The organism is Ruegeria sp. K3, from assembly GCF_056531845.1.
The window spans coordinates 238,557-254,489 of sequence record NZ_JBQFMM010000005.1; the positions used below are offsets into that span (position 1 = coordinate 238,557).

Genomic DNA, 15,933 nt, shown 5'->3' on the forward strand with positions numbered 1-15,933 from the left:
GCCCGTTCACCGGGTTTGAACCCGTGTGTGGTGCAACATATTGCGGGCAAGGGCAAGGGAAAGAGGTGACCGGATCACGTTAGCCAGATGTTTCTTTGAAACTGGCCTTATGCTGGCGCGGGTTCTAGTGAAAATCCCGGCTTGGGAACAGACGCTTGGCCTGTTCGCGCGGATGGCGGGCGCTTGGGCCGTTCTGCCGGGCGCGCGGGGTGTCATCCGCTTGCGGTTGGGTGATGCCGATGGCCTCATCCAGCGGATGCCCAAGCTCGGACAGTTTATGCGACATATCGGTGATTTCCTGCGCGATCAGATGCACGACGATCCCCTCGCGCTGCAGATACCCGCGGACCTGCAGCAACCGCCCGCCCATCACGATGCGGCGAAAGCGTTCATAGACCTTGGGCCAGACAACCACATTGCTGACCCCGGTTTCATCTTCAAGCGTCAGAAAGATCACGCCCGAGGCGGTTCCCGGCCGTTGGCGTGTGATCACCAGCCCGCAGACGCTGTAGCGGCCCAGCGGGATGTCCTGCAGCGTGGCATGCGGCACAAGGCCGGGGATGGATGGGCGCAACAGCTCCATCGGGTGCGAGCGTAGGGTCAGACGGGTCGAGACGTAGTCTTCGACAACCTCCTCGCCCAGATGCATCACCGGCAGGTTGACCTGCGGCTCATTGATGCTTTCGCCATCGATAGGGTCATTGAACAGCGGCAGGGCGGTTCGGCTGCGGATGGCTTTGACATGCCACAGGGCGTCGCGCCGGGTCAGGTCCATGCCGGAGAACGCATCTGCCTCGGCCAGACGGGTCAGAACATCCGGGCGCAGCCCTGCGCGCAGCCACAGCGTTTCGGGGTCCGGATAGCCATTGCCCCGCGCAGCCACGATCCAATCTGCGTCCTCCTGCTTGAACCCTTTGATCTGGCGAAAGCCCAGCCGCAGGGCCAGCGCCCCATCGGCGCGGCGTTCCAGCAGATTGTCCCAGGTCGAGGCGTTTACGCAGACTGGGCGGATCTCGACCCCATGCTCGCGCGCGTCGCGCACGATCTGGGCGGGGGCATAAAACCCCATGGGCTGTGAATTCAGCAGCGCGCAGGCAAAGATCGCCGGGTGGTGGCATTTCATCCAGGCCGAGACATAGGCCAGCATCGCAAAAGCCGCCGCATGGCTTTCGGGAAAGCCGTAATCGGCAAAGCCTTCGATCTGGCCAAAGCAGCGGTCGGCGACCTCGGGCGTATAGCCGTTGTTCAGCATCCCCGCGATGAACTTGTCACGATATGTGCCAATGGTCCCCATGCGCCGGAACGAGGCCAGCGAGCGGCGCAGGTGGTCGGCCTCTTCCGCCGAAAACCCTGCACCAACCACGGCGATTTGCAGGGCCTGTTCCTGAAACAGCGGCACGCCCAGCGTGCGCCGTGTCACCTCTTCCAAAGCGGGGCCGAAGGGTTCGGACTTTTCCAGCCCGTTGCGCCGCCGGATATAGGGCTGCACCATATCGCCCTGAATGGGGCCGGGGCGGACGATGGCAACCTCGATCACCAGATCGTAGAATTCGCGCGGCCTCATCCGGGGCAGGAAATTCATCTGCGCCCGGCTTTCGACCTGAAACACGCCCACCGCATCAGCGGCGCAGAGCATGTCGTAGGTCGCCGTGTCCTCTTGCGGGACGGTGGCGATGCTGAGGGTTTCGCTGTTGTGCTGTTGCATCAGGTCAAACGCCTTGCGGATACAGCTGAGCATCCCCAGCCCCAATACATCCACCTTCAGAATGCCAAGCGCGTCGATGTCATCCTTGTCCCATTCGATCACGGTGCGGTCTTCCATCGCGGCGTTTTCGATCGGGCATAGCTCATCCAGCCGCCCTTTGGTGATGACGAACCCGCCCACATGCTGCGACAGGTGGCGGGGGAAGCCGATGATCTCGCCAATCAGGCGAACCGTCTGCATCAGGCGCCGGTCTTTGAGGTCGAGGCCCAGTTCCTGCAGCCGCTCGGCATCAACGCCGCCATTGCTCATCCCCCAGATCTGGCCGGACAGGCCCGCGGTCACGTCCTGAGACAGGCCCATCACCTTGCCCACCTCGCGGATTGCCGCGCGAGATCGGAAATGGATGACCGTGGCACAGAGGCCCGCGCGGTGGCGGCCATATTGCTCGTAAATCCATTGGATCACCTCTTCGCGCCGCTCGTGTTCGAAATCCACATCGATATCCGGCGGCTCACCCCGGTATTTCGAGACAAAACGCTCGAACACCATGGCGATCATGTCGGGGCTGACATCGGTGATGCCCAGCAGATAACACAGGATCGAATTGGCGGCCGAGCCGCGCCCCTGACACAGAATGCCTTGCGAGCGGGCGAATTGCACAATGTCATGCACGGTCAGGAAATAGGTCGGGAAATCCAGATCCGCGACCAGCGCCAGCTCTTTCTGCATCAATTGCAGCGCACGCTCGGGTGGGCCACCCGGATAGCGCCGTTTCAACCCCTCGCGCGCCAGACGTTCCAGTCGCGCCAGCGGGGTCTCGGTACTGGCGATCTCGTCGGGGTATTCATAAGACAGCTCGCTCAGGTCAAAGCTGCAGCGGTCGGCGATTTCCAGTGTGCGGCGCAGCGCGCCGGGGTGGTCCTGAAACAGCCGGGCCATATCCGCATAGCTTTTTAGCCGCCGTTCCGCATTGGGCAGGGCGCGGGTGCCGATCTGGTCAATCGTGATGTGTTCGCGCATGCAGGTCAGCACATCGGCCAGTTGGCGGCGGTTGCCACGGTGCATCAGCACATCGCCTACCGCCACCATGGGGGCCGAGGCCCGCAGCGCCGCCTGCGCACAGGCCGCCAGATAGGCCCGGTCACTGCCGTCATAACGCGGCACGGCCCCCAGAAACACCGCATTGGGGAACTGCCGCCGGACGGTCTGAATGTCGGGGATGGCCTGTTTCAACCCTGCCTGAGGCAGCGCGATTAGGATCATCCCCTGACAGGCCGCCAGCATGTCCTGCAGGTCCAGATGACAGTCGCCTTTCTCGGCCCGTCGCTTGCCCAGCGTCAGCAGCCGAGTCAGCCGCTGATAGGCGGCGCGGTCGCGGGGCAGGGCCAGCCAGTGCACCGCGCTGTCGCGCAGAACCAGACGGCAGCCGACGATCAGCTTGGGCAGAGCGGGCACATCTGGTTTGTCGATCGGCTGCACATGCCCGACCTCTTGCCGGGATGAGGAATCGAGCCGGTGTTGCGAGCGGATTTGAACTGCGCCTTCCGCCTCGCGCCGCAGTTCTTTCAACGCGCTCCAGCCCCGGACCACCCCGGCCAGAGAGTTCCGGTCGGTGATCGCGATGGCCTTCAGGCCCAGCTCTGCCGCGCGGGTCACCAGCTCTTCTGGGTGCGAGGCCCCGGTCAGGAAGGTGAAATTGGTGGTCACGCCCAGCTCGGCATAGCCAGGGTCCTGCGCGTGTGAGCTGGGCGGGTTCGGTTTGGTCATGCGAATTCCCCATGCACGAACCATCCCGGATTTTGCGGGGTGTAATACAGCCACAATCGCCGCCCCTGCCGGGTTTCAATCTGCCAGTAATCGCGCAGGCCCGTGCGCCAGTTCTCATCCTCCAGCCACCATTCGGGGCAGATGCGTTCGGGGCCGGTTGAGCGGCCTGTGGTCAGCGACATGCGCCGCCAGCGAAAGCGGCGCGGCGGGTGTGGGCCTGATCCGGCGATGGGTTCCGGCGGAAACAGCTGCAGGGGGCGAGGGCGCAGGGCGACCCAACCGCCTGCAGGGTCGGAATAGGCGGCGGGCGAGATGATGAAGCTGCGTTCGGGGATATGGCTTTGCGCGGGCAGCAGGCGGTGGACCTGTTCCAACCCGATGCGGGTGCCGATGCGGGTGATCAGGTCATCCAGTTGATCTTTGCCCCGGCTTGCGGCGCGGCTGATCTGGCGCACCGGCAGGGGTTCCACCAGCGTGGCCTCGAGCCGCAGTTGATCGACGCCAAAGCCTGCATCCACCTCGGCCAGTCCACGCTCGAACAGGGGCAGGATGCGATATGGATCACGCAGAGGCCGGGCCAGCCGCAGTTCGACCTGCTGATGATCCTGATCCACCCGGCGCAAGGTCATGCACAGCTTGCGCGCGCCCATCTCCTGCGCTTTCAGCTTGTCGCAGAGCCGTTCCAGCAGCCGTTCCGCCCCGGCCATCATGTCGGACAACAGCCCAATGGGCTCGGGCAGGGTCATGCGCACGCCGTAATGGGGCGGATCGGCCAGCGGGGTAATCTGTTCGGGCTGATCCCCCAAGGCCTGATCCAGCCGCATCAGTACCTCGGGGCCAAAGCGGCGTGTCAGCGGCGCGCGCGGGGTTTGCGCCAGTTCGCCAATCCGGCGCAGTCCCAGCCGTTGCAGCGCGACCGAGGTATCCTCATCCAGCCGCAGCGCGGCCACCGGCAGGGCGCGGATGGCCTTCAGCGTATCTTGGGTTGCGACCCCCTCGCCATAATGTGCCAAGGCCCAGGCCGCGCCGCGTGTCGGGGCCAGACCGATCTGCACCGTCAGCCCGGCCCGGGCCAGACGCCTGCGCATGTCGGTCAGCATCATCTCTTCCCCGCCCGCAAGATGCGCCGATCCTGTGATGTCCAGAACCAGCCCATCCTCACCTTCCAGCCCGACCCAGGGGCAATAGCGCGTGGCCCAGCGGCGCAGGGCGTGCAGAAACCGTTGATCTCCTTGCGGGTCGGCGGGATGGCTTTGCAGATCGGGGCAAAAGGCGCGGGCATCGGAATAGGGCATGCCGCTGTGCAGGCCCTGCCGCTGGGCCTGTACATTCAGGCAATACACCCGGTTTGCATTGTTCTGTTTCAGCGTCAGAACAAACGGCCCATCGACCGGGCGCACACGCAAAGCCCGGTCACTTGCCAGCCGGGGAAACCAGAGTGAAACGATGCGGCGCTGCATCCCGCCGAACATATAAAACCCCCAAATGTTCTACATTTGTTCTTATATGTTCTTTACCCTCAAAGAGTCGAGTCCTTGAGGGTCAGATTGTCAGGGATTCAGAACCCAGGCGCTTACTTCAACGCCCGCGCCAAAAAGGCTTGTGTGGTCTGGTGCGAAGGGTGGTCAAACACCGCTTCGGGCGGGCCTTCTTCGATGATCCGACCGCTGTCGAGGAAACAGATCTTGTCGGCGGCCTCGCGGGCAAAGCCCATTTCATGCGTGGCCATCATCATCGTCATGCCCTGTTTCTTAAGCATCAGCAGAACATCCAGCACCTCGCCCACAAGTTGGGGATCGAGGGCCGAGGTGATTTCATCAAACAGCATGACCTCAGGCTGCATGGCCAAGGCGCGTACGATGGCGACGCGCTGCTGCTGCCCGCCCGACAATTGGTCGGGATAGTTGTGCATCCGGTCGGCCAGTCCGAACCGGGCAAACAGCGCTTCGACCTCGGGCTGCAATTCAGCGCGCGTCAGCCCACGCACCCGGCGGGGCGCGAGCATGACATTCTCAAGCGCGGTCATATGCGGAAACAGGTTGAAGCTCTGGAACACGATCCCGATCCGGGCACGCACCGATTGCGGGTTCAGACCAGGGATCGAGATATCCTCGCCATCCAGAAAGATCGCGCCGTCTTCGATGGGTTCCAGCAGGTTGATACAACGCAGCAGAGTCGACTTGCCCGACCCGGATGCGCCGATTAAGCAAACCATTTGGCCCTCATCAACGGTGAGATTAATCCCTTCACAGACCGTGCGGTCGCCAAAGCGTTTCACCACGCCCTGAAGTTCCAGTTTGGGCATCAGCGCCTCTCTCGCATTTGGCGGGCCATCAGGTGATCGGCGTAGCGTGTGGCGGGGATGGTGACGATCAGGAAGATGATCGCGGCCCCCACATAGGGGGTGAAATTCGCCAGTAGCGATTTGAATACCCCCGCCTGACGGAAGATCTCGACCGGGCCGATAAAGCTGAGCAGAGAGACATCCTTTTGCAGCGCAATCAGCATGTTCATCTGTGAGGGCACCACGTTGCGGATCGCCTGCGGCAACACCACGTCGCGCATCACTTGCCGTTCCGACAGACCCAGCGACAATGCGGCGGCGCGCTGGCTGTGGTGGACGCTGTCGATGCCTGAGCGGAAGATTTCAGCCACATAGGCCGAGTAAGTCAGGATCAGCGCCAGCGAGCCCCATATGTAAGGCGAATTCCACGGGCGCGGCAGGCCGAGCCCCGGAATGCCGAAGCCGATCAGATAGACCGTCAGGATCACTGGCACGCCGCGGAAAATGTCGGTGAACGCCGCGCCAAAGATGCGCAGCGGAAACAGGGCGGGGGATTTGGCATCCCGCGCCAAGGCAATCAACAGGCCAAGCACGGCGATCGCCGGTGCGGACCACAAAAAGATCATCACGTTGATCCGAAACGCCTCAAGCAGTTTCGGGAAGGTTTTGACAAGCGTCTCGCCGTTAAAAAAGCTTTGCTGAACCTTCGACCAGCCCGGCGCGAGCGGCACCAGAAAGTAGATCGCGGCCACAACAGTGACCGTGCTAATCGTGGCGATCACCAACGAGCGTCGACGTTGGTGCGCCTCATACCGTTCGCGGCGGGTCATCCCCGCCGCCTTATGATCTGCCATGTTACTTGATCAGAGGGACACCAGTGGTGTCCTGCAGCCATACGGCTTCGATTTCGGCCAGTTTGCCGTTAGCTGCCAGTGCCGCCAGCGCCTCGTCCACGCAGGCTTTCAGAGGGTTGCCTTCTTCCATCAGCATGCCGAAATGATCCGGATTGTCATTTTCATCCGCCGGGAACTGACCGATGACCTTTGAGCCTTCGATCATCACCGCGCTGAGGAACAGGGCGGTGGGCAGATCGAACAGGGCCGCATCAATCTGGTTGGCCGACATGGCAGCGTTAACGTCAGCATTGTCGCCATACAGCAACGGGTCGCTGTCGGGCTGGATGATGCTTGCCAGTTTCGGCACCGCCGTGGTCGAGCCAACGGCCCCCCATTGCAGGCCTTTCAGCGCTTCAAGCGTCGGGGCAGTGTCGGTCGAATTGGGGCTGACCAGAACTGCCATCGGGGCGGTGTAGTAAGGGGTAGAGAAATCGACCACCTGATCCCGTTCAGGCGTGATCGAATATTGCTGCATGTTGACGTCAAATTCCTTGGCGCCGGGCTGGATCGCCTCGTCGAAGGACGAGCGGACCCAAACGACATCATCAGCTGCGAACCCCATTTCTTCAGCCACGGCATAAGCAACGGCTGCCTCGAACCCTTCGCCGCTTTCTGGCGCGTCGTCGATCACCCACGGATAGTAGGCCGGGTTGCCCGTTGCGATGGTGAATTTGCCGTCTGTCAGCGTTTTGCCAGCAGCGCATTGTTCTTGCGCATAGGCCGCTGTTGACAAAAACAGAATTGAAGTTGCCGCGATCGAGAGTGTCTTGGACATCCGATACAAACCTCCTGTTGGATTGGGTTGCGGTCAAAGTAATTCTGCCTAACCCGACTGTCCAGCGGATGCTTGATCGTCGACCTGCGGGACGGGTTGGCGTTCATGTGTCCGATGCCTTGTGCCGGCCTCTTGGCCTGCCAGGAATCCCAGGGACGGCACAGGGAGGAAACCTGTTGCATAAGTGACCGCACGCTCGGCCAACGGCCGGAATGCGGCGCAGGAACTGGCAATATTCTGCCGGGGAGCAGCTGGGCTCTTTTCTTTTTCCTAAAGATATTATTAAAACTGCTTCACCACTCAAACCGGCAAAGAACCTTCTTGCAGTACAACGCACGCAATACTGATACGATCTGGTCGCGCCTGCCCGGCGTCGCGCGAATTGCCGTTGTTTTGGGACTTTTCAGTCTGATCTCGGCCTGTGCCAAAAATCCGAATGAGGTGGACTTGGATCCCGAACGTCAGGCCATGGCGTTGCAAGAGGTCTCAAGAAAACATGCGCTGGGACAAAGAGTGTGGTGCGTGCCCTACGCACGAAATCTCAGCGGCATCGAAATTCGTGGCAACGCCAAGGATTGGTGGGGCAAGGCCCGCAATGGGTTTGACCGGGGTAATGAACCGGAGGTCGGTGCGGTGATGTCGTTTCGGGCCACCAGAGGGATGCCCCTGGGACATGTGGCTGTCGTGTCCGATATTGTCACCGAGCGGGAAGTCATTGTGAACCACGCAAACTGGCTCCGGAATAAGGTGTCGTTGCAGATGGGCGTGAGGGACGTGTCCAAAAACAATGATTGGACGCTTGTCCGGGTTGAAAGCCGGCCGGGCAGTTACGGCAGTTCGTACCCGGTGAACGGGTTTATCTATCCGAATTTTGGTGAGTAATCTGAGCTCTCCGCGCCCCGGCCGGTAGCTGGTACGGTGAAGCCGAGCGTCCGACGTGCCGCTGTCATCCGTGCGCGTGTGTTCGGTGGCGGGTATGTTTACATTGACACATGATCAATGACTGCAGGGCAGCGCAAAGCAGCCACTTGAAAACCAGGTGGCTTCCTCATCTAACGATATCCGTCTGGGTCGTTAGGGGTGTGTAGCAATGTGCCTTCAAACGCGTCGAGATCATCAGTCATTTGCAGCCAAGGCAATTTGCTTTGCTTGTTGACGTGAAAAGTCGGTTTGAAATCTTCCGGGTTTTCGAGCGACGCTGCGTAAAGGTGCATACCACCCGGATAATGATCGGCTTCAAATCCAATAGGTGATCCGCACGTCCCGCAAAAGTGCCTGAAAACGCCTTTGGAACTTTCATAAGTGCCGGGTTTATCGCCGGTCCACTCAAAGTTCTCTATCGGCACGCCTAACCAGGCAACCACCGGCGCGGCACAATTCCGACGGCAATCATCGCAGTGGCAATAGCATGCCCATGTTTGACTGCCCTGGTAGGCCCAGCTCGTTCTTTTACACAGACAATACCCGTGCGTCGCCATTCGATTTCCCTCCCAAACTCCTGAAACATAGGACGCAGGTAAGTTTTGAGATGGATATTTTGGGACGTTTCATCAGCAGAAAACGTCGGCGCTCAGGGCCAATTTGGACTCTTTCCCGCCATTTGAATGAAAATTGAGTATCTTTGGCATCAGCTCATACGCTTGGCTGATGTCCTCATGAAAAGAAACCCGCCGAAATTTGGCGGGTTTCATGTGGTTCAATGGTAGTTCGTTGCCTAGATCAGCCGAACACACGCCCCAGCGCGCCGTCTACGGCGTCGGTGATCTGATCGATGTCGTCCGCTGTCGCGATCAGCGCCGGTGAGAAGCACAGCGTGTTGTTGCGGCTGGGGATCGAGCGGTTGGTGGCACCGATGATGACGCCCTGCGCCATACAATCTGCGACAACGGCCTGAACGCGCTTTTCGTCCATCGGATCCTTGGTGGTCCGATCGGTTACTAGCTCGGCGCCAAGGAACAGACCCTTGCCGCGCACGTCGCCGATGACTTTGTGCTTTTCCATCAGCGCCTGCAGGTTGCCCATCATGCGATCACCCATGTCGACGCAGTTCTGCAGCAGGTTTTCATCCTGAATGATGCGCATGTTTTCAACCGCTGCCGCCGGACCGGCAGTGCAGCCGCCAAAGGTCGAGATATCACGGAAATAGTTCATCGGGTCTGCCGCGTCGTCTTTGAACATGTCAAAGACTTCCTCGGTGGTGACCATGCAGGCGATCGCGGCATAACCCGAGGCAACGCCCTTGGCCATGGTCACGAAGTCCGGCTTGATGCCGTACTGCTGATAGCCGAACCACGTGCCGGTCCGACCTACGCCGCAGACAACCTCGTCAATGTGCAGCAGGATGTCGTATTTCTTGCAGATCTCCTGCACGCGGGGCCAATAGCCTTCAGGCGCTTCGATGACGCCACCGCCTGCGGTCACGGGCTCAAGGCACAGGGCGCCAACGGTGTCGGGGCCTTCGCGCAGGATGACCTCTTCGATCTGATCTGCAGCCCATTCGCCAAAGTTCTCTTCAGGTGCGCCGTCCAGCTCGTGCTTGCGGTACTCCATGCAGTGAGGCACGCGCACGAAATCGGGTGCAAAGGGACCGTACTGCGCGGTGCGCTCGTCCTGACCACCTGCCGACATGGTCGCCAGGGTGGAGCCGTGATAGTCGCGGTCGCGATACAGGATCTTGGTTTTCTTGCCGCCATATTTCTTGTGCGCGATCTGGCGGATCATCTTGAATGCCTTCTCGTTCGCCTCAGAACCTGAGTTGGTGTAGTACACGCGGCTCATGCCCGGCATCTTTTCGATCAGCATTTCCGCGAAATTCGAACCGGGGATCGAGCCTGCGGTGTTGGCGAAGTAGCACAGCTTCATCAGCTGGTCATAAACCGCCTTACAGATAGATTCGCGGCCATAGCCCACGTTCACGGTCCAGACACCGCCTGATACGGCATCCAAGTGCTCTTTGCCCTTTTGGTCCCACACGCGCATGCCTTTGCCTTCGACAATGATACGGGGATCGTTGGTCTCAAACGGCTTGTGCTGGATCAGGTGATGCCAGAGGTGGGCGCGGTCGGCTTCGACGACGCGGGAAAGATCGTTTTCGTTGAACGTGCCGTCCATGACATGTCCTTTCAAAAGTGGGGCGCGCGGGGAATCAGTAGGTCCCGGCGGGCGCAAAGTGACGTGATACTGCAGATCAACGCGAATGGTGCGCGTGAAGTAGGGCCAGATTAGCCCATAGGATATCTCCAGTGTAGCTCAAACGCGTATTAATACGGGTTTGTTATGACGTAAACTTTGTGCTCAATACGACAATCTGACGAGTTTGGGAGGATCGCCGGATGACAGCCACACCTATCTACCAGCAACATCTGGATAAAACCCCGGCGAATTTCACGCCGTTGTCTCCGCTGAGCTATCTTGAGCGGACGGCGGCAGTGTATCCGGATTACCCATCCGTTGTGTATGGCGAGCGCCGGTATAGCTGGGCAGAAACCTATGCGCGGAGCCGACGTCTGGCCAGCGCGCTGACTACGCATGGCGTAGGCGTGGGCGATACAGTCTCGATCATCGCGGCCAATATCCCCGAGCTGTATGAGGCGCATTTTGGCGTGCCCATGGCAGGGGCGGTGCTGAACGCGATCAACACGCGGTTGGATGCGCCGATCATCGCCTTCATTCTGAACCATGCCGAAGCCAAGGTTCTGCTGGTCGATCCCGAGTTTTCAGGCGTCGTGAAACAGGCGTTAGGACAGGTGGATCACAACATTCTGGTGATCGACATCGAAGACGCCAGTATTGACGGTGGCGAGCGATTGGGAGATCTGACCTATGAGGGTCTGCTGGCCGAGGGTGATCCGGAGTTCGACTGGTCTTTGCCCGAAGACGAATGGGATGCGATCACGCTGAACTATACCTCGGGCACCACCGGCAACCCCAAGGGTGTAGTCTATCACCACCGCGGCGCGGCGCTGAACGCGACGTCGAACATTCTGACATGGGGGATGCCGCAGCATTCGGTCTATCTGTGGACCTTGCCGATGTTCCACTGCAACGGCTGGTGCTTTCCGTGGACGATGGCGGCCAATGCGGGCACCTCCGTCTGCCTGCGCGCCGTACGGGACGAACCGATCTATCGCGCCTTCCGAGAAGAGGGCGTAACTCATTTCTGCGGCGCGCCGATCGTGCTGAACATGCTGGCCAATGCACCGGATCACCTCAAGGATTTCACGCAGCAGATTAAGGCGATGACCGCTGGCGCTCCACCGCCGGCCAAGGTGATCGAAGCGATGGAAGGGATGGGTGTCGAGGTTACCCATGTCTATGGGTTGACCGAGACTTATGGTCCATCCGTCGTCTGCGCCTGGAAGGACGAATGGAACGACAAGGGTGCAGAGGACCGCGCCGCGCTCAAGGTGCGTCAGGGTGTGAAATACGTGGCATTGTCTGGCTTGATGGTCGCAGACCCGGAAACCATGGAGCCTGTGCCCTCGGATGGCGAAACCATGGGTGAGATATTCATGCAGGGCAACATTGTCATGAAGGGCTATCTCAAGAACGCCGAGGCGACCGACAAAGCCTTCAAAGGCGGGTGGTTTGCCTCGGGCGATCTGGGCGTGATGCACCCGGATGGCTACATCGCGCTGAAGGATCGGTCCAAGGACATCATCATCTCGGGCGGCGAGAATATTTCATCGGTCGAGGTTGAGGATACGCTTTATAAACACCCGGCTGTTATGGAGGCAGCGGTGGTGGCCCGCCCGGATGAGAAATGGGGTGAAACGCCGTGTGCATTTGTTGAATTGAAACCGCAGGCAGAGGCGAATGAGGCGGAGATCATCGCTTTCTGCCGGGATCATATGGCCCATTTCAAAGCACCCAAGACGGTTGTGTTTGGGGCGTTGCCCAAGACGTCGACGGGGAAGATTCAGAAGTTCATCCTGCGCGACCGGGCGCGTGAATTGGCTTAATCGAAGATCGACAGATCAAGTGGCAGCATCTCGCCCATCCAGATAGCGCGATCCCGGTGATCAGCCAAGTGATCGCCGGTTTCTGGATGCGTAAAGATGGTCAGCCCTTGCCGGTTCAGGATCAGCCAGGGAAAGACCTGATCAAAGGCTTCGGCTGGAAAGCCCAGCTGGCAACTCCATCGCGGATGCGGGCCAACATTGCGCGCATGCATGTGGCCCATCTGGACAGCGGGAAACAGACGCGCGGCCTCTTCACAGACCTGCCGTGCCGTGTCCTGAGTGTCGGCGTCGAAATAGACATGGGCGTGGTAGCCGGTGATCTTGGGCATGGGGTTCTCCATCTGTAGTTGCATAGAAACCTAAGGACGGCGCGAGGATTTGTGCACCCGCACCGCCACACAGACTCTGTGCGCCGGTTCAGAGCGGAGCGTGCAGGTCAGGATGGGCTGCGGCAAAGGCCGAATGCTCGGCGCAGACGGCCTCGACTGCTGTCAGGCGTGGCATATCGGATAGATCAACTTCCCACCGGCGCGCATTATAAAGCTGTGGTATCAGGCAGATATCGGCCAGACCCGGCGTTTCACCGGTGCAGAACGGGGATTGATCAAAGCCGCCCAGCAGCGATTCAAACGCGAGCAGACCCGGCCGGATGAAGTGACGCATCCAGTCGCCGGGCATGTCGCCTGCACCTTGGGTGAGCGCGGTGGCATGTTTGGCAACCGACAGATTGCAGACCGGATGGATATCCACCGCGATACTGTGCGCCAATGCCCGCGCCGCGGCTCGCTTGGCCGGATCGGTTGGCAGCAGACCCAGTTCGCGGGTCTCATCCAGATAATCGATGATCGCCAGCGATTGGGTCAACCGAACCCCATCGATATCCAGCACCGGGACCAGACCTTGCGGGTTGCGGTCCAAATGATCCGGGGCGCGATGCGCCCCGTTCACCAGATCCACGACGACCGGGCGGTAGGTGATCCCAGCCAGATTCAGTGCAATCCGCACCCGGTAACTGGCGGACGAACGCCAGTAATCAAACAGAACCACTTCGGACATACGATGGTTAGCCTTTGCTTAGTTCCTTGGCATGCAGCCAGTCGGCATGCTGAGGGGCTCGTTTGGTGCGCGACCATTCTTCGAGCATATCCCATTTGACCGAATCCAGCCGGGCCAGCATGGCCTCTTCCTCGGGGTCGGGGCAAGCCAGTTCCACCCGGTGACCGTTCGGATCGAAGAAATAGATCGAATGAAAGATCGAATGATCCGTGACACCCAGAACCTCGACGCCGTTGGCTTCGAGATGGTCCTTGAATGCGATCAGCTCATCACGGTCCTTCACCTTGAATGCGATGTGCTGCACCCAAATCGGCGTGTTGGGATCGCGCCCCATTTCCGGCTTGGTAGGCAGCTCAAAAAACGCCAGCACATTGCCATTTCCGGCATCCAGAAACAGGTGCATGTAGGGATCAGGTTCATGGGTGGAGGGCACATGGTCTTCGGCAATCGCCAGAATGAAATCCATGTTCAGCATCTTGCCATACCATTCAACGGTCTCTTTCGCGTCCTTGCAGCGATAGGCGACGTGGTGAATCTGTTCGATTTTCATGGGCTTACTCCTGTTTCAGGGCTGCGGCGTCCAACGCCTGCTTCAGCACCGCGTTGTCGCCGATGTGGTTTGCAAGAACCAGCACAAGGCGCGCGTTGAACGCATCGCTTTCGGCTTTCTCAAGCCCTTCATGGGCGGCCACCAGATCGGCATAGAAATCGTCTGCCTGGGTCAGATTGGATGAGAGGATCAGATCAGCCATGTCGCTTACTCCTTGCCTGTGGCGCGGCGCACCGCGTGCCGGAATGCATTTTCTTCGTAGGTGTCGCGGCGGGCGGCCACGTGCTGATCGGGACGGATCAGATAGACCGCTCCGCTGGCATCGCCCAGATAGCGGCGCTTCAGCGTCAGGGTCGGGTCGTCTTTGACCGAGAGTGCCAGGCGTTTGACGATGATGCCATCGACCTCGATCTCATCTGGTGCATCGGCGTCGATGGTCAGCAGCGTGAACTGTCCAGCCAGTTTAGGCAGTAGAAAGCCATCACCCAAAGGCGCATCGGGACAGGACGCTCCGGGACGCGTCTGCGTCGGCCCGTTCAACGCATCCGCCGAATTCAGCGACGAGCCGTCATAGACGCAAGGTACGCTCAAGCGGCCAGAATTTACCATCGGGCGGGCGAAGTCATAGTGCTCGCTCAAGTCCAGCACCGCGTCGCGCAGGATGCGGGACATCTGCGATTTCGGGGTGATGAAATCGGTCGAGCGGGTCGAGTTCAGGATGTTTTCGTCCGCACCGTGAATGCGTTCCTGATCGTAGCTGTCCAGCAAAGATTCAGGTGCGCTGCCATCGATCACCAGTTTCAGTTTCCAGCACAGGTTGTCGGTATCCTGCACGCCCGAGTTTGCGCCCCGTGCGCCAAACGGGCTGACCTGATGGGCACTGTCACCGGCAAAGATCACGCGGCCATGGCGGAATTGCTCCATCCGGCGGCACTGGAAGGTGTAGATGCTGACCCATTCCAGCTCGAAATTTACCTCCTCGCCCAGCATGGCCTTGAGGCGCGGGATCACGTTTTCCGGGCGCTTTTCGCGTTCCTTGTCGATATCCCATCCCAGCTGCAGATCGATGCGCCAGACGCCATCGGGTTGTTTATGCAGCAACGCAGATTGGCCTTTGTTGAACGGCGGATCGAACCAGAACCAGCGTTCCGAGGGGAAATCGGCCTCCATAATCACATCAGCGATCAGGAAGTTGTCTTCGAACACGCGGCCGACAAAATCCTTACCCATCATTGCGCGCATGGGTGAGCCCGCGCCGTCGCAGGCGATGACCCAATCCGCCTCGATGGTGTATGAACCCTCAGGCGTTTCGACCTCAAGCTTGACGTGATCGGGGTGGGTTCCAACGGCTTCGACCTTGTTGCGGCCCCGGATTTCGATCGGCGCGCCATGCGCTTGCAATTCGCGGACGCGGTCGACCAGAAACTGCTCGAAATAGTATTGCTGCAGGTTGATGAAGGCCGGGCGCTTATCGCCGCTGTCGGGCTGCAGGTCGAACTCATAAACCTGACGCTCGTCGAAGAATACCTTGCCTTTGTTCCAGAGAACGCCCTTGTCCACCATCGGCTGCCCGCAGCCCAGTCGATCAAGAATTTCCAGCGGACGTTTGGCAAAACAGATGGCGCGGCTGCCGAAGCTGACCTTGTCGTTGTCGTCCAGCACCAGCACCTCGACCCCTTGCTGGGCCAGATCGATGGCGGCGGCCAGACCCACCGGACCAGCCCCGACAACGATGACCTTGTGGCGCACGGGCGCGGGCGCGGATTGGTCCGGGCTGGCCTCGTAGGCATAAAGTGGAACTTCAAAAATCTTGTTCACTCTCTCTCTCCCATTTCTGGCGCATCGGGCGCACCTCATCTGTTCTCCGGCACGGTTGCGCCGGAGGGCTTGCGTTAGAGTTTCACCGTCAAATCCGGGCCGCCACGATCTGGATCAAATT

The 15,933-nt window shown here is 59.9% G+C and carries 14 protein-coding genes; 2 read left to right on the top strand and 12 right to left on the bottom strand.

The window, feature by feature from the left end:
• Positions 1 to 124: 124 nt before the first annotated feature.
• From ACR0MP_RS11520 to ACR0MP_RS11540, 5 genes are all read right to left on the bottom strand, one after another.
• The gene (locus tag ACR0MP_RS11520; protein ID WP_170402447.1) at positions 125 to 3,472 is read right to left on the bottom strand and encodes an error-prone DNA polymerase; all 3,348 of its coding nucleotides are present in this window, start codon (positions 3,470 to 3,472) and stop codon (positions 125 to 127) included.
• Positions 3,469 to 4,944: a Y-family DNA polymerase gene (locus ACR0MP_RS11525; RefSeq protein ID WP_170402444.1), complete on the bottom strand. Its 1,476-nt coding sequence runs from the start codon at positions 4,942 to 4,944 to the stop codon at positions 3,469 to 3,471. Before ACR0MP_RS11525 ends, ACR0MP_RS11520 begins: the two co-directional genes overlap by 4 nt.
• Positions 4,945 to 5,045: 101 nt before the next feature.
• Positions 5,046 to 5,777: an amino acid ABC transporter ATP-binding protein gene (locus ACR0MP_RS11530; RefSeq protein WP_170402441.1), complete on the bottom strand. Its 732-nt coding sequence runs from the start codon at positions 5,775 to 5,777 to the stop codon at positions 5,046 to 5,048.
• Positions 5,777 to 6,610, bottom strand: coding sequence for an amino acid ABC transporter permease (locus tag ACR0MP_RS11535; RefSeq protein WP_010437538.1), 834 nt, complete (start codon positions 6,608 to 6,610; stop codon positions 5,777 to 5,779). Before ACR0MP_RS11535 ends, ACR0MP_RS11530 begins: the two co-directional genes overlap by 1 nt.
• 1 nt (position 6,611) lies before the next feature.
• A complete protein-coding gene (locus tag ACR0MP_RS11540) occupies positions 6,612 to 7,427 on the bottom strand; it encodes an ABC transporter substrate-binding protein (protein ID WP_170402438.1) in 816 nt (271 codons plus the stop codon).
• A gap of 72 nt (positions 7,428 to 7,499) precedes the next feature.
• Here ACR0MP_RS11540 and ACR0MP_RS11545 point away from each other — a divergent pair, with 72 nt between their 5' ends.
• Complete coding sequence (locus tag ACR0MP_RS11545; RefSeq protein ID WP_480886857.1) at positions 7,500 to 8,309, top strand: CHAP domain-containing protein; 810 nt, start codon at positions 7,500 to 7,502, stop codon at positions 8,307 to 8,309.
• 170 nt (positions 8,310 to 8,479) lie between these two features.
• Here the strand turns inward: ACR0MP_RS11545 and ACR0MP_RS11550 are convergent, their stop codons facing one another.
• A complete protein-coding gene (locus tag ACR0MP_RS11550) occupies positions 8,480 to 8,905 on the bottom strand; it encodes a GFA family protein (protein WP_223116959.1) in 426 nt (141 codons plus the stop codon).
• 241 nt (positions 8,906 to 9,146) lie between these two features.
• The gene (locus ACR0MP_RS11555; RefSeq protein ID WP_170402433.1) at positions 9,147 to 10,538 is read right to left on the bottom strand and encodes an aminotransferase class III-fold pyridoxal phosphate-dependent enzyme; all 1,392 of its coding nucleotides are present in this window, start codon (positions 10,536 to 10,538) and stop codon (positions 9,147 to 9,149) included.
• Positions 10,539 to 10,759: 221 nt separating this feature from the next.
• Here ACR0MP_RS11555 and ACR0MP_RS11560 point away from each other — a divergent pair, with 221 nt between their 5' ends.
• The gene (locus ACR0MP_RS11560) at positions 10,760 to 12,388 is read left to right on the top strand and encodes an acyl-CoA synthetase (RefSeq protein WP_170402431.1); all 1,629 of its coding nucleotides are present in this window, start codon (positions 10,760 to 10,762) and stop codon (positions 12,386 to 12,388) included.
• Here the strand turns inward: ACR0MP_RS11560 and ACR0MP_RS11565 are convergent.
• The 5 genes from ACR0MP_RS11565 to ACR0MP_RS11585 all read right to left on the bottom strand — a co-directional run bounded on the left by ACR0MP_RS11565 (position 12,385) and on the right by ACR0MP_RS11585 (position 15,812).
• Positions 12,385 to 12,717, bottom strand: a complete 333-nt coding sequence (locus tag ACR0MP_RS11565; protein ID WP_170402428.1) for a DOPA 4,5-dioxygenase family protein — start codon at positions 12,715 to 12,717, stop codon at positions 12,385 to 12,387. The two genes, ACR0MP_RS11560 and ACR0MP_RS11565, sit on opposite strands and share 4 nt — an antisense overlap.
• An 88-nt stretch (positions 12,718 to 12,805) precedes the next feature.
• Positions 12,806 to 13,444 carry a maleylacetoacetate isomerase gene (gene maiA, locus ACR0MP_RS11570; protein WP_170402426.1) on the bottom strand — a complete coding sequence of 213 codons (639 nt, stop codon included), beginning with the start codon at positions 13,442 to 13,444 and terminating at the stop codon, positions 12,806 to 12,808.
• Between the two features lie 7 nt (positions 13,445 to 13,451).
• Positions 13,452 to 13,994 (bottom strand): VOC family protein, encoded by a 543-nt coding sequence (locus ACR0MP_RS11575; protein ID WP_170392683.1) that lies wholly within the window; start codon positions 13,992 to 13,994, stop codon positions 13,452 to 13,454.
• Positions 13,995 to 13,998: 4 nt separating this feature from the next.
• Positions 13,999 to 14,196 carry a DUF2783 domain-containing protein gene (locus ACR0MP_RS11580; RefSeq protein ID WP_170392682.1) on the bottom strand — a complete coding sequence of 66 codons (198 nt, stop codon included), beginning with the start codon at positions 14,194 to 14,196 and terminating at the stop codon, positions 13,999 to 14,001.
• Between the two features lie 5 nt (positions 14,197 to 14,201).
• A complete protein-coding gene (locus ACR0MP_RS11585; protein ID WP_480886861.1) occupies positions 14,202 to 15,812 on the bottom strand; it encodes an FAD-dependent oxidoreductase in 1,611 nt (536 codons plus the stop codon).
• Positions 15,813 to 15,933: the final 121 nt, after the last annotated feature.